Consider the following 22,516-nt stretch of genomic DNA (forward strand, 5'->3'; position numbering starts at 1 on the left):
TCAGGACAATTCTTATCTGGATTTGCGATGTAAATAAACGCATAGGTTCCACTGTATTACAGTGAAATCTGAATAAGATTTATTTGTCTGCCGAGAATATTGCAGAAAAACAGGGGTTTGGTCTTTATCTATATTTTAACGTATATAGTTAAGCGTTGATTTTGCATGTATGCCATGCGCTCAGTTCTTGAAAGAAATCATATTTTTGCGATGAAAGGGGCTGTTGCGCTCTCTGCTTGGGCCGTATTCGGTTTATCGGAGAGAGCGCAACGGTAGGGCGGCGTAATGGCCTAAGGCTGATTAGCCAGCGTGCTGGGCAAGGGTTTTATGTGTGCCCTGAGCACGAATGCTCTGGCGAATTTTAACAACATCGGTTGCGAAGCTGGGGTGATCTTTCAGGTTCCAACCCGCAAAAACAGTCATCTGCAATCCTGCGGCCAGATCTTCTGCGCGCGCCAATGCGAGTTGTTCGGCGTTGATGGCAGGTTCTGTAATGGTATAGGGCGTGCCCTGATCCGTGGTGCCACGCAAATATTCCAAAAAGCAGGCTGTGCCAAACGCCAGCCGCCAATGATCGCGCCCGGAGCCCAGAACGCCATTGACAGTATCTGTCAGGAATACAGGCAGTTTGGAGCCGCTATCAGAAGCAATGCGCAAAAGCTGATCGCCCACCGCAGGGTTGCGGAAGCGGTGCAGTACCTGTTGGGCATATTGTGCCAGAGAAACGCCTTTGGGTGGTGTAATGAACGGTGAGGCATCTTCTGCCAGAAAACGTTCCAGATGCCCCAGCAGCAAAGTGTCTTCTATGGCATGCGGCACGGTGTCATACCCCATCAGTACGCCGGGAAGTGCCAGCATAGAGTGGGAGGCATTGAGCATCCGCAGTTTTACCTGCTCATAAGGCCCCACATCATCTGTAAACTGCACGCCCACGGTTTCCAGTTCTGGTCGGCCATCGCAGAAATTATCTTCAATCACCCATTGCGTAAAATCTTCTGCAAAAATGGGCATCTGGTCAGCAACGCCGTTAAGGGCATTCAAACGTGTAATATCTGCATCACCAACAGATGGCGTAATCCGGTCCACCATGCTGGATGGAAAGGTCACGTTTTCCTTTATCCACGCACCCAAAACAGGATCGCGCGCTGTGGCGTAGGCGCAGAAAGCCGTGCGGGCAGCTTTGCCATTGTGGCGCAGGTTATCGCAGCTTAGTACTGTAAAGGGGCCGGTGCCGCTTTCGCGCCGCTGACGCAGGGCTTCACATACCAACCCAAATGCAGTTTCGGGTACATCACGTGCTAAATCTGCTTTAATATCAGGGTGATCGAGCGTGAAGTTACCTTCAGCATCCAAGTAGTACCCACCTTCTGTAATGGTGAGGGTGACAATTTTAATATTCGGGTCTGTCAGGCGCTTAATGGCGGCAGCACGATCTTTGGCTGCATGCACATATTCTATAATGCTGCCGATAGCATTGGTTTCATGGGAGCCATCGGGTGCAAAAGCGGTGAGTGTGTACAGGTTATCCTGTTCCGCCATAATGGCAGCGCGCCTATCTTCACGCGGGGTGTTGCGCAGGCCTACGCCAACAATGGCCCAGCCTTGATGGCCCTCACGCTCCAGAACTTTGTTAATATACATGGCCTGATGGGCGCGATGAAAATTGCCCACGCCAAGATGAGCAATGCCTGCCGTGGTTTTCTGCCGATCATAACGTGGCGTTGTAACCTGAATGGGAAGCTGATGCAGTGTGGCGTTGGAAAGAGGGATCATGAAAACTGTGTACCTCGCTTTAAAATATCTGTTGGTGAATAATGTTGGGGCAAAACGCAGCATAAGCAAGAAAGCTGCGTATGTGAGGCTTGAAAGTGATGGGGCTTTTCGTTAAGGGAGCGCATTCGCACACGCGTCCGGGCTTGTAGGGCATGCCCGGCCGTGGTTGGTTACCTTATTATGTAAGGTAACGTTATCCAGAGTTTTTCAGGAGTGTTGAAATGCCCAAGATGAAGACCAAATCGTCGGTCAAGAAGCGGTTTAAAATCACCGCAACCGGCAAGGTGCTCTCTGGTCCGTGCGGTAAACGCCACGGCCTTATCAAGCGCACACAGAAAATGAAGCGCTCCGCTCGCGGCACGCAGACCATGACCCCGCAGGACGGTCGTACCGTCAAGCAGTGGGCCCCCTACGGGCTATAAGGAGCATCTGATTCATGGCACGTGTAAAACGGGGTGTTACCACCCTTGCTCGTCATAAAAAGGTTCTGGAACTGGCCAAGGGTTATCGTGGCCGCTCCTCCACCAACTATCGCATTGCGCTGGAACGTGTTGAAAAGGCACTGCGCTATGCTTACCGTGACCGCCGCAACAAAAAGCGTGAATTCCGCGCTCTGTGGATTCAGCGTATCAACGCTGCGGTGCGCGAACATGGCCTGACCTACAGCCGTTTCATTAACGGTCTGGACAAGGCTGGTATCGAAATCGATCGTAAGGTGCTGGCCGCCATTGCGTTTGATGATGCCGCAACTTTTGCTGAAATCGTAAAGAAGGCTCAGGCTGCTCTGGCTGCCTGATCTGCCTGTCTGATACGATAAGGTTGAAGAAAAGGCCGTCCCCCGTGGGCGGCCTTTTTGCTTGGTGCCGGTGAGGGAAAATGTGGTTTTCCCTCTTGGGGCTTTTCTTCCGTTGCGGGAAATTGTATCCGCCCGGTAAGCATTTTCTCCTCGCGTGAGGTTTCATGAGCAACGATCTTGAGATTCTGCGGCAGGAAGTCCTGTCCGAACTGGCTGGCGCCACAGACCTGAAAGCATGGGATACCGTGCGTGTTAGTACACTGGGAAAATCCGGTAGGCTGACGGCTTTGCTCAAAGCGCTGGGGAAAATGCAGCCCGATGAACGCAAAGCCCGCGGTGTAGCGCTCAACCGCCTGCGTGATGAACTCACTCGCGCTGTTGAAGCGCGTGGGAAAGAGCTGGAAGCCGCAGAGCTGGAAGCTCGCCTGGTTGCCGAGCGGGTAGATGTTACCTTGCCGCCACTGCCGGTTGAGCGTGGCTATCTGCACCCTATCAGCCGCACGATTGAAGAAATGACCGCCATTTTTGGCGCCATGGGCTTTAAGGTGGCAGAAGGGCCGGATATCGAAACCGACTGGCATAACTTTTCCGCCCTCAACACGCCCGATCATCACCCTGCGCGCACGGATCATGATACGTTTTATCTGCCGCCGCAGCCGGGGCTGGACGTTACACGCGTGCTGCGTACCCAGACGTCTGGCGTGCAAATCCGCACCATGCTGGCGCAAAAACCGCCTATCCGCGTGATTGTACCGGGCCGCACTTACCGGGCCGATCATGATGCCACGCATTCCCCCATGTTCCACCAGTGCGAAGGTTTGGTTGTGGGTAAGGGCATTACGCTAGGGCACCTTAAGGGCTGCCTGATTGAATTTTTGCGAGCGTTTTTTGGTAAGCCGGAACTACCTGTGCGTTTCCGTTCCTCTTACTTCCCATTCACCGAACCTTCCTTGGAAGTCGATATCGGCTGGTCTCGCAAAACTGGTGAGATCGGCGGCGGGGAAGATTGGCTGGAAGTGCTGGGTGCAGGTATGATTCATGCCCGCGTGTTGGCCAACTGTGGGCTGGACCCGCGTGAATGGCAGGGCTTTGCCTTTGGTATGGGCATTGAACGGCTGGCTATGCTCAAGAACGGTATTCCCGATCTGCGTTCGTTTTATGAAAGTGATATCCGCTGGCTGCGCTATTATGGGTCAGACCCACTTGCGCCCGCGCTACTGCATGAGGGGGTGTGAGGAATGAAGTTCACGCTATCTTGGTTGTATGACCATCTGGATACGCAGGCCACGCTGGAAGAAATCTGCGCGAAGCTGAACCAGATCGGGCTTGAGGTTGAAAGTGTTGAAAACCGCGGCGCGGCAATTGAGCCATTCTTAACCGCCCGTATTTTGGATGCCCAGCCGCACCCCAATGCAGACCGCCTTCAAGTATGCCGGGTAGATGCTGGCCCCGGTTTTCAGGATGTGCAGGTGGTGTGTGGCGCACCCAACGCACGTAAAGGGCTGGCTGTTATTTTTGCCAAGCCGGGCACCTATGTGCCGGGGCTGGATATTACCATTAAGGAAGGCAAGATTCGTGGTGAGGCCAGCGGTGGTATGCTGTGCTCCCTGCGTGAATTGGGCCTTGGTGAAGAAAGCAACGGCATTGCAGAACTGCCAGAAGATACGCTTCCCGGCCAGTCGTATGCTGATTTTGCTGGCCTTGATGATGTGGTGATCGACATTGCCATTACCCCCAACCGTGGTGATGCGCTGGGTGTGCGTGGTATTGCGCGGGATCTGGCCGCAGCAGGGCTTGGCACGTTGCGCCCGTGGCTGGCGGAAACGGTGGAAGGCAAATTTGAATCCCCTGTGGTGTGGGATATTTCTTACCCGGAAGCCTGCCCGTGGGTGCTGGGCCGCACTATTCGTGGTGTGAAAAACGGCCCCAGCCCGGAATGGCTCCAGCGCAAGCTGGAAAGCATTGGCCTGCGCCCGATTTCTGCATTGGTGGATATCACTAACTATTTCTGTTTCGATCTCGGCCGTCCGCTGCATGTGTTTGATGCTGCCAAAATTGCTGGTGGTAAACTGACAATCTGCCGCGGCGAAGGTGAGCAGTTCCGTGCGCTGGATGGGCAGGACTACACAGTTGGCCCGGAAGACTGCGTGATTGCAGATCAGGCTGGCGTGCAGTCTTTGGCCGGGATTATGGGTGGTGAAGCCACAGGTGCAACAGCAGAAACCACAGATGTATTTGTGGAATGTGCACTGTTTGATGCCGTAAAAATTGCTCTGAGCGCCCGCCGCGTGGGCGTTTCCTCGGATTCCAGCTATCGGTTTGAACGTGGGGTTGACCCGGCCCTGCCAGTTTCGGCTTTGGAAGCTGTAACACGCCTGATTATTGAACTGTGTGGTGGCGAGGCCAGCGAGGTTGTTTCCGCTGGGGAACCGCCTGCATGGCAGCGTGATGCTACGCTGCGCTTTGCCCGCGTGCGTGATCTGGGTGGGCTGGATGTGCCTGCTGATGAAAGCGTGGACCTGCTGGAAAAGCTGGGTTTTGAAGTGCAGGAACGCACCAATACGCAAGTGCGCGTGAGCGTGCCATCATGGCGGAACGATATTGCCCAAAAGCCTGTTTTGGCACAGAGCGAGGGCATTCCGGTTGATGTTGCGGCCAAGGCTGCGGAAGGTGTTGCAACCATAGAATCAGAAAGTGATCTGGTTGAAGAAGTGCTGCGTCTGAAAGGGCTGGACGCTGTACCTGCGGTGCCGCTGCCATCTGTGGTGGTTGTGCCAGAAGCAGCACTTACGCCCCGGCAGGTGCGGCTGGCACTGGCACGGCGCTTTTTGGCTGCGCGCGGGCTAACAGAAACAGTCGGTTTTTCCTTCGTCTCGCACGAGGAGGCTGAACGCTTTGGTGGTGCGCCGGAATCCCTGCGTCTGCTCAACCCCATTGCATCTGATCTGGACCAGATGCGCCCCACGCCTATGATCAACCTGTTGGCTGCAGTTAAGCACAACAGTGCTCGTGGATGGGGCAATCTGGGGCTGTTTGAAGTTGGCCCAGCCTTTGCAGAAAACGGCCAGCAACCAGTGGTAGCTGGTGTGCGCTCTGGCCACACAGCACGTTATCCGGGGCAGGCGGGACAGCCTGTTTCCCTCTGGGCGGCCAAGGCTGATGCACTGGAATTGCTCCAGCAGCTTGGTGTGACCCCAGATGCCATTAGCACCACCACAGATGCACCGGGTTGGTACCACCCCGGCCGTTCCGGCGTGCTGCGGCAGGGGTCCAAAAACGTTCTGGCCTATTTTGGTGAACTGCATCCATCTCTGCTTCAGGCCGAGGGTATTGATGTGCCGGTTGTCGGGTTTGAGCTGATGCCAGATACGGTGCCAGATCCCAAACGTAAAAAGAAAGCCGCTCCGCGTCTTTCTGCGTTCCAACCCGTGCGGCGTGATTTTGCATTTGTTGTGGCGCGCGATGTGCCGGGTGAAAAATTGCTGCGGGCCGTGCGTGGGGCAGAGCGTCAGCTTGTGGCAGATGTAAGCCTGTTTGATGTGTATGAAGGCCCGCATGTGCCGGAAGGTCATCGCTCCATTGGTGTGGAGGTTACCCTTCAGCCCATGGATAAAAGCCTGACAGATGCGGAACTGGAAGCTGTGTCTGAAAAAATTGTTGCCGCTGTTACCAAGGCAACAGGCGCAACCCTGCGTTAAGTAGCAAGGAGCAGGGCTGTATGAAGGAAAAGCGCATCATGGCGGGCAGGGCAAAGAATATGCGTTGGAAAAAAACGGTTGCTCTCTCTGCCTTGTTGTGTGGCTTGGCGGGCACTGTTTTGCCGCAGGCGCAGGCTGAACAAATTACAGGGGCTGGTTCCAGCTTTGCCGCGCCCTTGTATCAGTCATGGTCTGCGCATTCTGCGACGCAAACCGGTGTGCAGCTTAATTATCAGACCATTGGTTCTGGCGCTGGGCAAAATCAGGTTCTGGCTGGCACAGTAGATTTTGGGGCATCTGATGCCCCTATGTCTCATGCGCGGTTGGAGGCTGGGCATTTGCTCCAGTTTCCCACCGCTATTGGTGGCATTGTTGTTATAGCCAATGTGCCGGGCGTGCCTGAAGGTGCCTTACGCCTTACCGGTCCCGTTTTGGCAGCTATTTATGATGGTTCCATCACGCAGTGGAATGATCCGCGCATTGTTGCGCTCAACCCCGGTGTTACGTTGCCGGGTCTACCCGTGGCCCCGCTGCATCGGGCAGATGGATCAGGCACAACCTACGTGTTTACAGAATATCTTGGCCGGGTTTCCCCTACGTGGGACAAACAGGTGGGGCGTGGCACGTCTGTTGCATGGCCAGTTGGCGCAGGCGCGCGTGGGAATGATGGCATTGCCTCTTACGTAAAAAATACGGAAGGCAGTGTGGGGTATGCGGAGTATGCTTATGCAGAACGCAACCACCTTTCTACCGTTGTTCTGCAAAATCGGGCGGGGGAATTTGTGGTGCCGTCTGTTACCAGTTTTACACGGGCTGCGGAAAACGCCACGTGGGACCATGCAGATATGACAGCCTCGCTCTGTGATGCAGATGGAGCCGGAAGCTGGCCGATTGTGACCACCACCTATGCGCTTGTGCCGCGTGAAGCGAATGAGGCAAATCACGGAAACGCCGTAAGAACGTTCTTTCGTTGGGGTGTGAAGGATGGAGAAGCCGCCAGCCGGGAACTGGACTACGTGCCATTGCCCCCAGTTGTGCGGGATGCCGTTCTGGAACGGCTGAAATAGGCGGATAACCGGGTTATCCGGTTCTTCCAGCTTTCATCCTGCGGTTGTCCCACGTTTCATCCACAGATTCTGTGGATAAAGCGTTAAAGCGGGATAAGTTATTGAACCCATGCCTGAGAAAACAAAAGCTGGTTTACGGTTGTGAACAATAGGTTTTTCAGGCGTGGGGATGTTAAAATCACAGCATCTTTTTCAATGGCCGGGGCCACGGGGGCTTGCTCCATAACCCGCCTGTCTGCCTCCTGCCACAGGGCGTTTTGCGCCTGTGCGCTCAGGCTTACATCCGTTTTGGCTTTATCCATCAGGCTTTGCACATCTTGGTTACAAAAGCCGGGAATATTGATGGAACTGTCTGAACCGGGATGAATATTTTCACACCCCAATAAAGCATCCAAAAAGTTGGAAGCCGATGGATAATCGGCAGACCAAGAGGCTACGCCAATTTGCACATGGTTATCCGAATTCTGCATGTAGGAAAAAGCCAGCGCGCTGCTAAGCGGGCGCAGGTTGGCGCGGTAGCCAAGATTTTGCAGCATATCCCGCACCCATGCGCCCATAGCCAGATCAACACTGGTGTTGGCGGCTATCACAGTAACTTTCTGGCCGTATGTTCCGCTTTCACGCACCAGATTACGCGCTATTTCCATATCTGTGCCACGCCACATGGGGGCAGGAGATTCAGGAGAGGCATCCTTGGTATAAAAACATTGCGTAGAGGATGCCGGTAAAGTGGAAGGCAACATGCCGCATAGCGGGCGGGCAATGGCGGGACCTCCATATAAAATGGTCATGGCCTTGCGATTTAGGGCGTAATTTACGGCCTGCCGTGCCTTAAGGGAAGAAAAAGGCGCTTCCCGCATGTTCATGGGCAGAAAATACATGGCCGGGTGGCGTAATACATGCGTTTGGCTTGCAAAGCGGCTGCCCAATTCTCCCAATCGGTCTAGGGGAATAGGGTCTGCCATCCAATCATACTGTCCGTTTTCTACGGCGGTTACGGCAGCTTCATCTGGTATGCCAAAGGTATAATCTATTCGGTCAGGGTAGCCGAAGGGCTGCGCCTGTGCGTTCCATTCCTTGAAATACGGATTGCGTTCCAATTTCAAAAACCGGTTTGGGTCATATGCTGTAAGCTGATAGGGGCCGGTGCTGGGCAAAGGCACATTGCCGGTATCATGGTCTGGCGCGTTGGCGGGTAAAATAACAGCGTGCGTAAATGCCAGCTTATGCAGGAATTCTGTGTCAGGCGTTGTCAGATGGAACGTAATGCTGCGCGTGGCAGGGTTTTCTACAACACCTTCAAGCTTGCAGTCTGCCGGGCTGCGTAGGCAGGCATCCGCACCTTTAATGGCGCCGTAAAAAGCTCCAGCCGTTGGGCTGCCGACACGAAAAATCCGGCGGAAGGAGGTCACAACATCTGCCGTAGCAACGGGCTGCCCGTTAGAGAATGTAATGCCTTCACGCAGGCGGAAGGTGTAGGTTAAGCCACCATCTTCGGGTTGTGGAAGGTCTTCAGCCAAATCTGGCACCACATCTGCCCCAGCCAGACCATCTGCTTTGCGGAAGGTGGTTAACCCATCATATACATTGGCAAATAGGTTGATGTATTTGGCGGAGTAATTGATTTGGGGGTCCAACGTACCGCCCGAAGATGCCGCAACCAGACGTAAAGTCCCGCCCATATGTGTGGTGATTGCCGTAGGGGTATCTGAAGCAGGCGCGGCCATGCCTGCTTTTGTTGCGCTGTTTGTAAGCAGCACACAAAAACAGGCACAGCGAAACAGTGTGCCAGATTTACTGGCCAGCATTCTGCTCCATTGCCGCTTCGGGGGAAGGAGATGTCATTAACGCGCTAAGGTTTTTGTAAAGGGACGATACCATCATTATGCCCACAATTATCGTAGCAATAATAATGCAGATTCGTACAAATTTACTGGTCATAGCGTATTGAGCCGCCACCATAGTTGGTGGTGGAGTGCTTATAGGGGTTAGTACCCTGCTGAGGCGTAAGAGGGGGACGGTACCAGCCAGGCGCAGCACGCCCGTGGTTTGAGCCGGGGTGATAATAGTGCCGGTGCGGATCATGCGCACAGGCAGCAAGCCCAAATCCGGCCAGCAACATAAGGGCGATCTTGTGAGCGCGCCGCAATGAAGAAAACTGTTTCATCATACCTCCAGCATAGCGTTGTTTGGGGCTGTTCGCCAAGAACAAAGCAGGTAGGCGCTGATATGTGGCGTGCAAGCCCCATGCGTTCACATAATGGCAAGAAAATGCGTGAATAATGAGGCCAATTTCTTGGGGAATATGGCTAGGGCAGGGTATGCCATGTTAGGGATAAAGCACATATGGCGTAGAAGCTGCCATTTCCTTGCCTTATCATGATGATAACGGTGGGGCAGTGTGGATGTTGGTGTTGGATATAGGGAATAGCGTGGCATGGCGGTAACGGGTCTGGCAGCGGTACTGCTTGTTATTGCATTGCTTTTGGTGGTGGTAAGCACCGTGCAGCCCATTGCGCGCAAGCTGGAACTGTCTGAAACGGTTCTGCTGGCTATTGTGGGCATTATCATCGGGTCTTTGGCAGATGTTGCGCTGCGCAGCTCTCATACCTCAGCCTTCAATGGCATTGCTGAGGCGTTGCTTGATTTCCCGCTGAACAGTGAAGAGTTTTTGCTCATCTTTTTGCCCGCGCTGGTGTTTCAAGGCGCGTTGGCCATTGATGTGCGGCGTTTGGCGCATGAAACAGGCACCGTTTTGCTTCTGGCTGTGGTGGCGGTTGTTATTGCCACGGCCACAATTGGCTTTGCGCTGTATCCCTTCGCCCAGATGCCACTTGTGGTTTGCCTGCTGCTTGGCTCAATCGTGGCTACGACAGATCCTTCCGCTGTGGCCGGGATTTTCCGAGATATCGGGGCCGCAACACGTTTAACACGGCTGGTGGAAGGTGAGGCGCTGCTGAATGACGCTGCGGCTATTTCCATCTTCTCCATTCTTCTGCCATCCGTCACGCTGCACAAAGCCATCCATCTGGGTGATGCGCTGATTTCCTTCGTGGTCTCCTTTGTGGGGGCGCTAATTGTCGGGGTTGTTGTTGGGCGTCTCACACTGGTCATGATGTCTGCCATTGCCAGTTCGGCGGCAGAAATCACGCTGACAGTTGCGCTACCTTATGTGGTGTACATCCTTTCAGATGAAATTCTGGGGGTTTCCGGTGTGGTGGCTACGGCAGCGGCAGGGCTTACGCTCTCTGTTTACGGGCCGTCCACCATTCGGCCGCAAACATGGTTGTTTCTCAATCAGCTTTGGCAGCAATTGGTGTTCTGGGCGGGGTCCTTGGTGTTTGTGCTGGCCTCCATGCTGGTGCCGCGTCTGCTGGTGGGCATGACCCGGTGGGACTGGGTGCTTATCCTTATTGCCAGTGTGGCGGGGTTGGCTGCACGTGCGGCTGTGGTGTTTGGCATGTTACCACTCTTGGCATGGACACGCCTTTCCCCACCGGTGCCCACACCGTTTAAGGTGACAATGGTCTGGGGTGGTTTGCGTGGTGCCATTACGTTGGCGCTGGCGCTGGCCGTTACGGAAAACGAGCACGTTTCCACGCCTGTTGCACATTTTATCGGTATTATCGCCACCGGCTTTGTGTTGATCACACTGCTTGTTAACGGCACCACGTTGCGTTCACTCGTACTGTTTCTCAAGCTCGATCGGCTTTCCCCCATTGATGAGGCCATGCGGCATCAGGTGCTGAGCATCGGACTGGGCAATGTGTGCACCCGCGCCAAGGAGCTGGGGGATGAACTCGGTTTTAGCGCAGATGCCACGCGCTCGGTTGTTGATCATCTGGGGCGCCGGGCAGAGGAAGAACAGGCTGCTAATGAGTTTGACCGCGCATTGTCTGACATCCAGCGTGTTAATCTGGCACTGATCACCATTGCCAGTCAGGAACGCTCTATGCTGCTGGATCTGTTCCGCATGCAGGGGCTTTCCCGCCGTGTGATGGAAACACTGTTGCGGTCTTCCGAAGCGGCTATTGATGGTGCACGGTTGGAAGGGCGCTTGGGTTATGTGCGGGCATTGCGCAAACGGCTAAGCCCATCCTTGCGTTTCAAGGCAGCGCAGTGGGTGCATAATCATTTGCGTTTGGATCGGCCTCTGATGCTGTGCATGGCGGAGCGGTTTGAAATGCTGATGGTGGCGCATTTCATTTCCATCTCACTTACACGGTTCATGCACGAGCGGCTGGAGCCTACATTGGGCAGCCGTATTGGAGAAATTGTGGCCGAGGTGCTTTCTCGCCAGCGCAAGTTGCTGGATGAGGCGCTGGAAACCTTGCGGCTGCATTATCATGGCTATGCCGAGGCGCTGGAAAACCGGATTTTTCGCCAGATTGCCCTAAGGTTGGAAAGCGAGGAATACACAACCCTGCTTTCAGAATCCCTTATCAGTGATGAACTCAGCCGCGAACTGCTAAAAGAGCTGGAACGCCGTAGGCACCGTCTGGTCAAACGGATGAGCTTTGATTTGCGCAGTGGCATAGAAGACCGCCTGAAACATGCGGCCATCTTCAAAGGGCTGCCGGGGGCAGAGTTGCATGATCTGGCCACCACAACATCTTTGCGCTTTGTGGCCCCGCAGGAGGTTATCTGCCGGAAGGGCCGTAAGATGGGCGCCATCTATTTTATCAGCGCAGGTTTGGCAGAAAGCCACGTGGCCGGGGCCGATGTGCTGTATGGCGCAGGGGATCTGATAGGGGCGCAGGAGGCTTTGCATGGCTGGCGTTGCCCCGGCACAATCCGTGCCGTGCAGTTTGGGCATTTTATGGTGATTACAGCCAGCCGCTTTCAACGCCTGATAGAAGATTACCCCGTGGTGCTGGAAAATATTCAGAACATCTTGCGCAAGCGTGAAGCGGGTGAGCGGCCTATTGCTCTTTTGCCCGGTGCAAACCGTAAGGTGGAAGATAATGCAGGCAAGGATGCCCTTATGCTGTTGGCCCCTAAGAGCCAGTTGCCACCTTCATCCGATGCAAAGGAATGAATGTGGCCTTATAATGTGGCCATAAAAAACGGCGCGGAGCCAACAGGCCCGCGCCGTTTTTGTATATTACGTCGTAAATTCTATAGGCGGGTAATGGGGGGCGGCAGGGAATTGCTCTGGCGCAGGGCGAGGCCAATTTGCAGCCAGCTTATGCCGCTTACAATCAGCTCTGCCCCAACAAATGTGCCAATCAGCCACAGGCCAGACCACGGCAGGGTGAAGTACAGGCACAGGCCCACAAGCAGGCTGATAAGCCCGCTACCCAGAATAATCACCCAGCCGGGCATATTGCGTGCCTGCAGGGCCAGAACGCAGCGCAGCACACCCACAACCACAAAGCAGGCAGATACAAAAATTGTAATAACAACAGAGCCCGTGGCTGGTTCTTCTATAAGAAGGTAACCGCCCGCGGCGTAGAGTAGCCCGCACAGCAGGGAAAAAATAAAGCCGCCCCAATCCCGCACGGCAAAGGCATGTACCACCTGCATAATGCCGGCCACAATCAGCAGCGCGCCAATAAAGATGGTGCTGGCAAGGGTTACGGAAACCGCATCAATACAGGCAATAAAGCCTAATATAATCAGGGCGAGACCCAACGCCACAAATAGCCCCCATTTTTTAGCAAATGGCATGCTGAGCAATCCTTTCTTTTCAATTTTATGTGCCGATGGCACGACTATGCACTGCAGAATGGAAGAAAGCGCAACGGAAAAAGTTGACACTGCGCCCGGGGTTTCGTAATTCCTGCCTCCATTGCCGGGAATGTGGACAAATCGGCCAGTGGGGCAATATGCCGCGTTGGTAATACGGTTTGCGCCCGCTCCGATCCGTGGTGGACGGAGACTACCGGTGTAACGACGGACATCTGCCCGATGTTCCGCCTGTTAAGAGAGAAGAGCGCACTATGAGCAAGCGCCTTGAGAGCAAGTATAAAATTAACCGTCGCCTTGGTGTAAACCTGTGGGGTCGCGCCAAATCTCCGGTTAACCGTCGCGAATATGGCCCGGGCCAGCATGGCCAGCGCCGTAAGGGCAAGCCGTCTGACTTCTCCGTTCAGCTGATGGCCAAGCAGAAGCTGAAGGGTTACTACGGTAACATTACAGAAAAGCAGTTCCGCCGCTACTATCAGGAAGCCGTGCGCCGCAAGGGTGATACGTCTGAAAACCTGATCAACCTGCTGGAACGCCGTCTGGATGCCGTTGTGTACCGGATGAAGTTTGCTATCACGCCGTTTGCTTCCCGTCAGTTCATCAGCCACGGCCACATTCTGGTTAACGGCAAGAAGATGAACATCCCTTCCTACCTCGTGAAGGATGGTGACGTTATCGAAGTGCGTGAAAAGTCCAAGCAGCTGGCTATCGTTCTGGATGCCGCTCAGTCTTCCGAACGCGATGTGCCGGAATACATGGAAGTCGATCATCGCCAGATGAAGGGCACGTATCTGCGTGGCCCGCAGCTTTCCGATGTGCCGTATCCGGTGCAGATGGAACCGAATCTGGTGGTCGAATACTACTCCCGTTAATCGGCGTTTAGGTTCGTTTTATGCCGCGCCGGGTGGAGGGGTTTCTCTCCATCCGGCGTTTGCCGTTTTTACTCATGTTTGTTTCGGAACAGAGCCCTTATGTCTGATACCGCATCCGCCCCTCTTAGCAGTGATATTACCCGCCGCCGGACCTTTGCTATTATCTCGCATCCGGATGCTGGTAAAACCACGCTGACAGAACGGATATTGCGGGCAGGTGGGGCTATTCAGATGGCGGGCAACGTGCGCGCCAAGGGTGAACGCCGCCGCACACGGTCTGACTGGATGGGCATTGAGCGGGATCGCGGGATTTCCGTTGTCAGTTCGGTGATGACGTTTGATTACGGCGGCTGTGTCTTCAACCTGCTAGATACACCCGGACATGAAGACTTTTCTGAAGATACCTATCGTACCCTAACGGCCGTTGATTCCGCCGTAATGGTGATTGACGCCGCCAAAGGTATTGAAGATCGGACACGCAAGCTGTTCGAAATTTGCCGCCTACGCGATATTCCGATTGTCACCTTCATCAACAAGATGGACCGTGAGGCGCAGGACCCGTTCGCCCTGCTGGATGAAATTGCATCATCCCTTGCGCTGGATACATCGCCTGCCACATGGCCGGTAGGGCGTGCGGCCACGTTTGTTGGTACTTACGATATTCTCACCAAAAAACTGCACACAACGGTTGAGCTACCAGAAGATGATGCCCGCCTTGTGCAAATGCGTGAGGAATTGGAACTGGTAAAAGCTGCGCTACCGGAGTTTGATAAAGAATCTTTCGATGCCGGGCACCTTACTCCTGTATTCTTCGGAAGTGCGATCAAGGAAATCGGGGTGACTGATCTGCTGGACGCACTGGTAGCCTTTGGCCCACCGCCGCGCGACCAAGCCGCAGAAACTCGTGTGGTAAAGGCCACAGAACCGAATATGACGGCGCTGGTGTTCAAAATTCAGGCGAATATGGACCCCAACCACCGTGACCGTATTGCCTTTGCTCGTATTTGTTCTGGCAAACTTAGCCGTGGCATGCGCCTTAAGCATACGCGCACTGGCAAAAGTTTTGCCGTGCATACGCCTCAGTTCTTTTTCGCGCAGGATCGGCACTTGGCAGAAGAAGCCTTTGCGGGCGATGTGGTGGGCATTCCCAACCACGGCACCTTGCGCATTGGCGATACGCTGACAGAGGGTGAGGATATCCAGTTTACCGGCGTGCCACACTTTGCCCCGGAAATTCTGCGTCGCGTGCGGCTGGATGATGCCATGAAGGCCAAAAAGCTCAAGCAGGCGCTGGTGCAGTTGGCGGAAGAAGGTGTGGTGCAGTTGTTTCGCCCACAAGATGGTGCACAGCCAATTGTTGGGGTGGTAGGTACTTTGCAGCTTGACGTGCTGCAATCTCGCCTGAAAGCAGAATACGGCGTGGCCATTGGTTTTGATTCCACGCCTTATTCTCTAGCCCGCTGGATTACCGGCCCGCGTGAGAAAATTGAGGCCTTTGCCGCCGCACATCGCTCTGCCATGGCGGATGATCTAGATGATGATCCGGTATTTCTGGCCACGTCAGCATTTATGATGCGCCGTACAGAAGAGCAGAACCCGGATATCAGCTTCCACGATATCAAGCAGATTGGTGTGGAAATTAAATAACGGATGCAATGCCGCGTATCATAAGGTGCGTGGCATTTTGCTTTTTACGTCATGCTGCAAAAGATACTGGCTGGTTGGTAAAATGGCGTTTTGCCCCAGCCATGTTGTTACATCTTGGGCGGGCACGCAGGCCAACATATCGTATTCTTTGTTGGCATGCTGTTTCCAGCTTTTTTCTACTTTTTTAAAAGTTAACGCAGTTTCTAATACAAGCCCAATATCCAGTACACGGGTATGAGGGTGCCGCACTGCCATAAGTGGCTGCCCAACCTGTAGGCTTTTGGCATCCAGCCCCAACTCTTCTGTGGCTTCTGCTAAAATTTGCTCGGCCAGATTGACGCTTTGCGTGTCAGTTCGTTTTTCAATGCTGCCAGCAGGCGGGCTTTGCCAGAAATTTCCCTGATAAATGGAAGATGGGTTGCGCCGGCCTAATATGTATCCATCTGGTGTATGCACCAACCCCACCACGGCCAATGGTTGCAGGCGCAAAAATGGAAAAAGTGCAGGGTTCTTCATTTGCGCAAATACGCGACGATACTCTGTCCAATAGCCTTTAATGGCTGTGCGCGTTACGCAGGATGCGGAAAATACACAGCCATTAAACAGAGCAGGCGTTGTTACGCAGGCTTGCTGCCATAAATGCGTAATTTCCTGCTCAATATCTGCCGGAGCCGCCGGAGGAGGTGGTTCCACATCAATGCGGAAGGAAGCAGAAAGGGGCAGGGCAGGCCACGGGCCACCAAAAGAATGGATCATGCCTTACCCTAATGCGATGTGTGGCCAAAAGAAAAGGGAGCCACTAGGACTCCCTTTCCATCGCAATCGGTTTTTTAAACAGCCGGAATGCTCAATATCAGGCAACGGCCTGTTTCAGAGCTGCCGTCAGATCCTTTGTGGAGGCATTACCGCCCAGATCCTTCGTGCGCACTGTACCGTTGGTGATAACCTTTTTGATACCGGCATCAATACGGTCAGCCAGATCATTACGGTTTACATGGCGCAGCATCATAACGGCTGCCAGCAGCAGAGCCAGCGGGTTGGCAATGCCTTTGCCTGCAATATCTGGTGCAGAACCGTGCACGGCTTCAAACACAGCGGCTTTTTCACCAATGTTTGCACCCGGGGCCATACCCAAGCCACCAACCAGACCGGCCGTAAGGTCGGAAAGGATGTCACCAAACAGGTTGGTGGTGACAATCACATCAAACTGCCACGGGTTGATAACAAGCTGCATGGCGCAGGCATCTACAATCCGTTCATTGAATTCAATGCGGCCCTTGTATTCTTCTGCAACCTTGCGCCCTTCTTCAAGGAACAGGCCTGTCAGCAGTTTGAGGATATTGGCCTTGTGAACAATGGTAACCGTTTTACGGTTGTTCTTTACCGCATATTCAAAGGCAAACTTTACAATCCGGCGGCATTCTGCGCGGGAGTTAAAGCCGGAGCTTAGCGCAATACCCTTGGGGTCATCCCCCACCGGAATGTAATGTTCCATTGCTGCGTAATAACCTTCAAGGTTTTCACGGAACAGAACAAGGTCGATATCATCAAACCGACCACCGGGAATGATGGTTTTGGTGGGGCGCAGGTTGGCAAACAGGCCAAATTCCTGACGCAGGGTTACGTTGATGGATTTGAACCCACCACCAACTGGAGTTGTCAGCGGGCCTTTCAGGGCCAGGCCCGTGCGCCGGATGCTTTCAATTGTCTGCTTGGGCAGCGGGTCATTTACCGCGTCCACACCCGCCATACCGGCCAGTTGGCGATCCCATACAAATGGGGCCCCAACGGTATCCAGAATTTCGGTAACTGATTCAACAATTTCAGGGCCGATGCCATCACCTGCAATAAGAGTGGCTGGAATGGTCTTGCTGTCTGTCGTCATTCTGAGAAGCTCCCTTCAACTTCGTAGCCTGTTTTGCGCCCGTTTTACGGTGCATGCGATTCTCAATTTCGTGACCAGAGGGGAAAGACTCCGCCTCTCACGCCCTCTTGAGAGGCGCACATGCCGTTTTCAGCCATTTCTGTGCATCAGATGGCAGGTGAGGGCCTACCTGATGCAAGATTTGAGCATGGTACGCGTCCAGCACGGCAGTATCTTCCGGGCCTAACAGGGCTAGGTCAATCAACCGCCTGTCAAAAGGTGCCAGTGTAAGGGTTTCAAATTCCAGAAAAGCCCGATCCGAATGTGGTATGTTGCCTGGGCGGATCAGCACCAGCGTTTCCAAACGGATGCCGTAAGCGCCGGGTTTGTAAAAGCCCGGTTCGTTGGAAATCACCATGCCTTCTTCCAGCGTAATGGGAGAAGGCATTTTGGAAATACGGGCTGGCCCTTCATGCACGGAAAGAAAGCTGCCGACACCGTGGCCGGTGCCATGATCATAATCCAGCCCGGTCTGCCACAGGTCAAACCGCGCCAATGCATCTAGCGCATGGCCTTTGGTGCCCACCGGAAAACGCGCGCGGCCCAAACGCAAATTCCCTTTGAGTACGCGGGTAAACACGTCTTTCAAACTGGCAGGTGGCGCATCGGGGCCGGTCCAGATTGTGCGGGTGACATCGGTTGTGCCTTCGGGGTACTGGCCACCACTATCAATCAGGTAAACTTCGTTATCCTGTAATGTCCGGTCGCTTTCCGGCGTAACGCGGTAATGAATAATTGCCCCATTAGGGCCGGAACCGGAAATGGCAGGAAAGGATTCTTCTTTGTAATCCTTCCCTTCAGCACGGAAGGCATCAAGCTGTGCTGCGGCCTCAAGTTCTGTGCAGTTGCGGCCTTTTGTATCCAGCCAATGCAGGAAACGACAAAGCGCTACACCATCGCGCAGATGGGCTGTGCGCATACCCATCTGTTCCACCTTGTTTTTGCGGGCTTTGGGCAGCAGGCACGGGTCTGGCGCTTCCTGCACCGTGGCCCCATGGCGGGTGAGCGTTTGGCCAAACCAGACAGCATTGCAGGCAGGGTCCACACCAACGGTTTTGCCTTTCAGGGTTGCCAGAACCTGCTCCATCTCCTGCGGTGCATGCATACGCACGGAAGAGCCAAGCCATTCCTTAATATTTGCCGAAATTTTTTCTGGCTCTATAAACAGATCAACCGAATTGTTTGCATGTACCAGCGCAAATGCCAGCACCACAGGTGTGCAGGGAATATCGGAACCACGAATATTCAGCAGCCACGCAATAGAGGCTGAATCGCTTAGAACCGCTGCATCCTGACCATTCTGCGCAAGAATTGCAGAAATTTCCTGCCGTTTTTCAGCAGAGCTTCGGCCCGCAAAGGCAAGCGGGTGCATACAGGCTGGGGCAGAGGGAAAAGCTGGGCGGTCTGTCCAGATATCATCCACCAGATTGCGGGATGTTGGTACCAGTATCACACCGCTTTGGGCAGCAAATGGGCGCAGTTCCGCTACACTCATTACGCGCGGATCATACCCCACGCGGGTTTTCGGTTTTGCTTGCTCTTTCAGCCATGTGGCCGGAGGTGTCTGGCTAATATGCAGGCGTTGCCAGCATGTGCCATCCACTTGTTGATCCATCTGGGTGATGTAACGGCCATCAGAAAACACGGCGGCAGTATGGGGCAGCACAATGGCCGTGCCTGCGCTGCCCGTAAAACCTGTTAACCATGCCAGACGTTCTGCACAGGCTGGTGTGTATTCCCCCAAAAATTCATCGCTATGGGGCACAATCAGGCCATCCAGCCCCTCGTTTTGCAAAAGGGTGCGCAATGCGGCAAGACGGGTAAAGGATGCAGACGCCATGGAAACCGTGTCCTGAAAATACTGGGAAAAGAAAAAGCCGATCAGGCTGTTTTTCGGATGGGAAGAACCGGGCGACGCAGGATGAGGGTAGACCATTCCCCTTCATGGAGTTCCTGCTCAAGCACCAGCCCTTGCCGCCGATGCGCGGCCAACACCATACGCACCTGTGTGCGCAACAGCCCAGCCAGAATAACTGTGCCGCCGGGGGCCAGATACCGTGCCAGATCCTTGGCCATCAGGCACAAGGGGCGGGCCAGAATATTGGCAAAAACCAGATCAAACGGGGCGGCCTTCCAGATAGCCGGGGTTTGCCACCCATTGCCCAAGCGGCATGTCATGGCGCGGTTTAGCTGGTTACGTTTGGCGTTTTGTGCTGCCACGCGCACAGACCACGGCTCAATATCCACTGCCAGCACCTTTTGGTGCAGCAATGCCGCCGCCGCCATGGCCAAAATGCCGGTGCCACAACCCAGATCCAGAATACGGCGCGGCCGGCGGTAAGCCACACGTTCCAGCGCACGCAGGCACCCACGGGTAGATCCGTGCTCGCCCGAGCCAAAGGCCACGCCAGCATCTAGCGTGAGCACAATGCGGGTGGCATTTTTGGAATCGGGCAAATGCGTGCCACGCACCACAAAACGGCGGCCCACTTCCTGCTCCGGAAAAGCCTCATACGTGCGGGCCAACCAGCCTTCGGCTTCTGTGCTGGCACGTTCCAGTGGGGCGCTTACGCCCGTTGTCAATTCAGCCAGCACAAGGGCGGCTGCCAGTTCATCTTCGCGGTGCCCGGTGTCTTTTACGCCTTCTACCCGCCATTGGGTGCCTTCTGGGTTGGCCTCAAAAATACCTACCGTGGCGCATACGCTGCCAATGGCGTTTTCGTAAGCTTCCACCGCCGCTTCCGGCACAGTGACAGAAATGGTTTCAAGGCTGGTGGCATGACGGCGGGTAGGAGGGGCCATTAGATTTTCTCGATAAAGGATGAAAGAAGACGTTTGGTACCGACAGATTCAAAAGACACTTCAACATGGTGCCGATCTGCCGAAATAATGATGCCTTCCCCAAAGCGGGGGTGGCGCACATGGTCACCCAGTTGCAGGGCCGGTGCGGCTTCCAGCATGGGGTCTTTTCTGCGGCGGGCAATAATGGGGCCGTTATCAAACACGGATTCGGAAAGGTTGAGGCCCTGCTGCGAGAACCCGCCGCCCTCATCATGGCGGATCACGTGTTCATCTGGCAGTTCGTCCAGAAAGCGGCTGGGCATGGAGGGCTGCCAGTTAGCGTAAATGCGCCTGCGGCCTGCATGAAAGATAATGGCTTCCTGCCGTGCACGTGTAATGCCCACGTAAGCCAGCCTGCGTTCTTCCTCCAGCCCTTTCAGGCCGCCTTCATCCAGCGTGCGTTGAGAGGGGAAAACGCCTTCCTCCCATCCGGGCAGAAAAACTGTGTCGAATTCCAGCCCCTTGGCGCCGTGCAGTGTCATGATGGACAGGTAATCATCCTGCCCGTTTTCATCATGATCCATGACAAGGGCAACGTGTTCCAGAAATTCGCCCAGCGTTCCAAAATCGGCCAGTGCGCGCGTAAGTTCTTTCAGGTTTTCCAGCCGCCCCGGCGCATCGGGGGAGCGGTCCTGCCGCCACATGTCTAGATACCCGCTTTCTTCCAGCAAATGTTCTACGGCTACCACATGGCCTTCACGCGCCAGAATATCGCGCGTGCTGGCAAAGGCTTCCATCAACTGGCGTAAATGGGCAGCAGATTTTCCTTTAAGCGCTTTATCTTCCAGCAGCTTTTTCGTGCCGCCTGTAAGGGGCAGGTTATTGGCGCGGGCTGCGGCGTGTAGTTTTTGCAACCCGGCAGGACCAACACCACGTTTGGGCACGTTGATAATGCGTTCAAAAGCCAGATCATCCGCCGGTTGGCTGAGCACGCGCATATAGGCCAGTGCATCACGTATTTCTGCGCGTTCATAAAAGCGCAGGCCGCCCACGATGCGATAGGGCAGGCCGGTTTGCATCAGGCGTTCTTCAAATGCACGAGTTTGAAAGCCCGCACGCACCAGAATGGCTATTTCCTTTAGGGCGTGGCCTTGTGCACGCAATTTTTCGGCCTGCTCGCACACCATACGGGCTTCTGTATCCGAATCCCACACCCCAAGAATGCTAACTTTTTTACCTTCTGCATCTTCTCGGCCGGGGCGGAGCGTTTTGCCTAACCGCTCACTATTATGGGCGATAAGCCCTGCGGCTGCCCCCAGAATATGCCGGGTAGAGCGATAATTGCGTTCCAGCCGTACAACTTTGGCGGAGGGAAAATCTTTTTCAAACCGCAGAATGTTTTCAACTTCCGCCCCACGCCATGAGTAGATGGATTGGTCATCATCCCCCACGCAGCAGATATTGGCTGGGCCTTCTGGGTGTTTGGCCAGCAGGCGTAGCCAGAGGTACTGTATGGTGTTGGTGTCCTGATATTCGTCCACCAGAATGTAACGGAACAGGCGATGATACTGGGCCAGCACATCAGGCCGTGTGCGCAAAATTTCGGTGACATGCAGCATTAGATCACCAAAATCGCAGGCATTAAGCTGCTTCAGGCGGGCCTGATACGCAGTGTAAATGGCGCGGGCATGGCCGTTGGCGAAGTCCGAATCCTCGGTGGGGGTAATGCGCTCTGGTGTAAGCCCCCGGTCTTTCCAGCGCTGGATCACGCCTAAAAGGCCCGGAGCAGACCAGCGTTTGATATCAATCTGCCACGGTGCCATAACCTGCTTGAGCAGGCGTAACTGATCATCCGTATCCAGAATGGTGAAGCTTTGTGTTAGGCCCACATATTCAGCATGGCGGCGGAGCATACGCGCGCATAGGGCATGAAATGTACCTAACCATAGCCCCTCTGCCGGGCTACCTAACAGCAGGCTTATACGCTCACGCATTTCTCGCGCAGCTTTATTGGTAAAGGTTACTGTCAGGATCTGCCACGGCTTGGCGCGGCCTGTAAGCAGGATATGCGCAAAGCGGGTGGTTAAAACCCGTGTTTTGCCTGTGCCAGCACCAGCCAGTACCAGCAAAGGGCCATCCGTTGTTTCAATAGCTGCACGCTGTTCGGGGTTAAGGCGAGCCAGATAACTGTCACCCGAGGCAGACGGAGATGAAAAAAGCGGGGCGGAGGGGTGTTCGGACGTATTCACCATGCCTTTATATAAGCATGT

17 protein-coding genes are annotated in these 22,516 nt (G+C 54.5%); 8 read left to right on the forward strand and 9 right to left on the reverse strand.

Features of this window, described 5'->3' with window-relative positions; all coding sequences use genetic code 11:
- Positions 1-300: 300 nt before the first annotated feature.
- Positions 301-1,773, reverse strand: a complete 1,473-nt coding sequence (locus tag A4S02_RS03100; protein WP_070322921.1) for a mannitol dehydrogenase family protein — start codon at positions 1,771-1,773, stop codon at positions 301-303.
- Between the two features lie 221 nt (positions 1,774-1,994).
- Between A4S02_RS03100 and rpmI the strand changes: the two genes are divergently transcribed.
- The 5 genes from rpmI (at position 1,995) to pstS (ending at position 7,334) form a co-directional block, all read left to right on the forward strand.
- Positions 1,995-2,195, forward strand: a complete 201-nt coding sequence (rpmI, locus tag A4S02_RS03105) for a 50S ribosomal protein L35 (protein WP_003622898.1) — start codon at positions 1,995-1,997, stop codon at positions 2,193-2,195.
- 14 nt (positions 2,196-2,209) lie between these two features.
- Positions 2,210-2,569, forward strand: a complete 360-nt coding sequence (gene rplT, locus A4S02_RS03110) for a 50S ribosomal protein L20 (RefSeq protein ID WP_003622900.1) — start codon at positions 2,210-2,212, stop codon at positions 2,567-2,569.
- A gap of 164 nt (positions 2,570-2,733) precedes the next feature.
- Positions 2,734-3,804 carry a phenylalanine--tRNA ligase subunit alpha gene (gene pheS, locus A4S02_RS03115; protein ID WP_019090122.1) on the forward strand — a complete coding sequence of 357 codons (1,071 nt, stop codon included), beginning with the start codon at positions 2,734-2,736 and terminating at the stop codon, positions 3,802-3,804.
- A 3-nt stretch (positions 3,805-3,807) separates the two neighbouring features.
- On the forward strand, positions 3,808-6,267 hold the full coding sequence (gene pheT, locus A4S02_RS03120) for a phenylalanine--tRNA ligase subunit beta (protein ID WP_070322922.1): 2,460 nt from the start codon (positions 3,808-3,810) through the stop codon (positions 6,265-6,267).
- 20 nt (positions 6,268-6,287) lie between these two features.
- On the forward strand, positions 6,288-7,334 hold the full coding sequence (pstS, locus tag A4S02_RS03125) for a phosphate ABC transporter substrate-binding protein PstS (protein ID WP_082246731.1): 1,047 nt from the start codon (positions 6,288-6,290) through the stop codon (positions 7,332-7,334).
- Positions 7,335-7,432: 98 nt separating this feature from the next.
- Here pstS and A4S02_RS03130 read toward each other — a convergent pair whose 3' ends face one another.
- A complete protein-coding gene (locus A4S02_RS03130; protein ID WP_070322923.1) occupies positions 7,433-9,142 on the reverse strand; it encodes an ABC transporter substrate-binding protein in 1,710 nt (569 codons plus the stop codon).
- 122 nt (positions 9,143-9,264) lie between these two features.
- Positions 9,265-9,504: a hypothetical protein gene (locus A4S02_RS16005; RefSeq protein WP_228142439.1), complete on the reverse strand. Its 240-nt coding sequence runs from the start codon at positions 9,502-9,504 to the stop codon at positions 9,265-9,267.
- Positions 9,505-9,771: 267 nt separating this feature from the next.
- Between A4S02_RS16005 and A4S02_RS03145 the strand changes: the two genes are divergently transcribed.
- Complete coding sequence (locus A4S02_RS03145) at positions 9,772-12,372, forward strand: cation:proton antiporter (protein WP_019090127.1); 2,601 nt, start codon at positions 9,772-9,774, stop codon at positions 12,370-12,372.
- An 80-nt stretch (positions 12,373-12,452) separates the two neighbouring features.
- Here the strand turns inward: A4S02_RS03145 and A4S02_RS03150 are convergent, their stop codons facing one another.
- Positions 12,453-13,004, reverse strand: a complete 552-nt coding sequence (locus A4S02_RS03150) for an HdeD family acid-resistance protein (RefSeq protein ID WP_070324153.1) — start codon at positions 13,002-13,004, stop codon at positions 12,453-12,455.
- A gap of 272 nt (positions 13,005-13,276) precedes the next feature.
- Here A4S02_RS03150 and rpsD point away from each other — a divergent pair, with 272 nt between their 5' ends.
- Positions 13,277-13,894 carry a 30S ribosomal protein S4 gene (gene rpsD / locus A4S02_RS03155; RefSeq protein WP_003622919.1) on the forward strand — a complete coding sequence of 206 codons (618 nt, stop codon included), beginning with the start codon at positions 13,277-13,279 and terminating at the stop codon, positions 13,892-13,894.
- A gap of 99 nt (positions 13,895-13,993) precedes the next feature.
- The gene (locus A4S02_RS03160; RefSeq protein WP_070322926.1) at positions 13,994-15,541 is read left to right on the forward strand and encodes a peptide chain release factor 3; all 1,548 of its coding nucleotides are present in this window, start codon (positions 13,994-13,996) and stop codon (positions 15,539-15,541) included.
- Between the two features lie 18 nt (positions 15,542-15,559).
- On the opposite strand, the gene A4S02_RS03165 is transcribed toward A4S02_RS03160, so the two are convergent.
- From A4S02_RS03165 to A4S02_RS03185, 5 genes are all read right to left on the reverse strand, one after another.
- Positions 15,560-16,297: a hypothetical protein gene (locus A4S02_RS03165; RefSeq protein ID WP_019090130.1), complete on the reverse strand. Its 738-nt coding sequence runs from the start codon at positions 16,295-16,297 to the stop codon at positions 15,560-15,562.
- Between the two features lie 97 nt (positions 16,298-16,394).
- Complete coding sequence (locus A4S02_RS03170) at positions 16,395-17,426, reverse strand: isocitrate/isopropylmalate dehydrogenase family protein (protein ID WP_019090131.1); 1,032 nt, start codon at positions 17,424-17,426, stop codon at positions 16,395-16,397.
- A gap of 97 nt (positions 17,427-17,523) precedes the next feature.
- Positions 17,524-19,305 carry an aminopeptidase P family protein gene (locus A4S02_RS03175; RefSeq protein ID WP_070322927.1) on the reverse strand — a complete coding sequence of 594 codons (1,782 nt, stop codon included), beginning with the start codon at positions 19,303-19,305 and terminating at the stop codon, positions 17,524-17,526.
- A 41-nt stretch (positions 19,306-19,346) separates the two neighbouring features.
- Complete coding sequence (locus A4S02_RS03180) at positions 19,347-20,267, reverse strand: 50S ribosomal protein L11 methyltransferase (protein ID WP_019090133.1); 921 nt, start codon at positions 20,265-20,267, stop codon at positions 19,347-19,349.
- On the reverse strand, positions 20,267-22,498 hold the full coding sequence (locus A4S02_RS03185; protein WP_082246733.1) for an ATP-dependent helicase: 2,232 nt from the start codon (positions 22,496-22,498) through the stop codon (positions 20,267-20,269). Before A4S02_RS03185 ends, A4S02_RS03180 begins: the two co-directional genes overlap by 1 nt.
- Positions 22,499-22,516: the final 18 nt, after the last annotated feature.

The organism is Acetobacter ascendens (genome assembly GCF_001766235.1).
GTDB lineage: Bacteria > Pseudomonadota > Alphaproteobacteria > Acetobacterales > Acetobacteraceae > Acetobacter > Acetobacter ascendens.

What these genes read in the sequence shown, in the direction of transcription:
- A4S02_RS03100 (WP_070322921.1), bottom strand. Translation starts at nt 1,773, where the DNA reads ATGATCCCTCTTTCCAACGCCACACTGCATCAGCTTCCCATTCAGGTT.
- rpmI (WP_003622898.1), top strand. Translation starts at nt 1,995, where the DNA reads ATGCCCAAGATGAAGACCAAATCGTCGGTCAAGAAGCGGTTTAAAATC.
- rplT (WP_003622900.1), top strand. Translation starts at nt 2,210, where the DNA reads ATGGCACGTGTAAAACGGGGTGTTACCACCCTTGCTCGTCATAAAAAG.
- pheS (WP_019090122.1), top strand. Translation starts at nt 2,734, where the DNA reads ATGAGCAACGATCTTGAGATTCTGCGGCAGGAAGTCCTGTCCGAACTG.
- pheT (WP_070322922.1), top strand. Translation starts at nt 3,808, where the DNA reads ATGAAGTTCACGCTATCTTGGTTGTATGACCATCTGGATACGCAGGCC.
- pstS (WP_082246731.1), top strand. Translation starts at nt 6,288, where the DNA reads ATGAAGGAAAAGCGCATCATGGCGGGCAGGGCAAAGAATATGCGTTGG.
- A4S02_RS03130 (WP_070322923.1), bottom strand. Translation starts at nt 9,142, where the DNA reads ATGCTGGCCAGTAAATCTGGCACACTGTTTCGCTGTGCCTGTTTTTGT.
- A4S02_RS16005 (WP_228142439.1), bottom strand. Translation starts at nt 9,504, where the DNA reads ATGATGAAACAGTTTTCTTCATTGCGGCGCGCTCACAAGATCGCCCTT.
- A4S02_RS03145 (WP_019090127.1), top strand. Translation starts at nt 9,772, where the DNA reads ATGGCGGTAACGGGTCTGGCAGCGGTACTGCTTGTTATTGCATTGCTT.
- A4S02_RS03150 (WP_070324153.1), bottom strand. Translation starts at nt 13,004, where the DNA reads ATGCCATTTGCTAAAAAATGGGGGCTATTTGTGGCGTTGGGTCTCGCC.
- rpsD (WP_003622919.1), top strand. Translation starts at nt 13,277, where the DNA reads ATGAGCAAGCGCCTTGAGAGCAAGTATAAAATTAACCGTCGCCTTGGT.
- A4S02_RS03160 (WP_070322926.1), top strand. Translation starts at nt 13,994, where the DNA reads ATGTCTGATACCGCATCCGCCCCTCTTAGCAGTGATATTACCCGCCGC.
- A4S02_RS03165 (WP_019090130.1), bottom strand. Translation starts at nt 16,297, where the DNA reads ATGATCCATTCTTTTGGTGGCCCGTGGCCTGCCCTGCCCCTTTCTGCT.
- A4S02_RS03170 (WP_019090131.1), bottom strand. Translation starts at nt 17,426, where the DNA reads ATGACGACAGACAGCAAGACCATTCCAGCCACTCTTATTGCAGGTGAT.
- A4S02_RS03175 (WP_070322927.1), bottom strand. Translation starts at nt 19,305, where the DNA reads ATGGCGTCTGCATCCTTTACCCGTCTTGCCGCATTGCGCACCCTTTTG.
- A4S02_RS03180 (WP_019090133.1), bottom strand. Translation starts at nt 20,267, where the DNA reads ATGGCCCCTCCTACCCGCCGTCATGCCACCAGCCTTGAAACCATTTCT.
- A4S02_RS03185 (WP_082246733.1), bottom strand. Translation starts at nt 22,498, where the DNA reads ATGGTGAATACGTCCGAACACCCCTCCGCCCCGCTTTTTTCATCTCCG.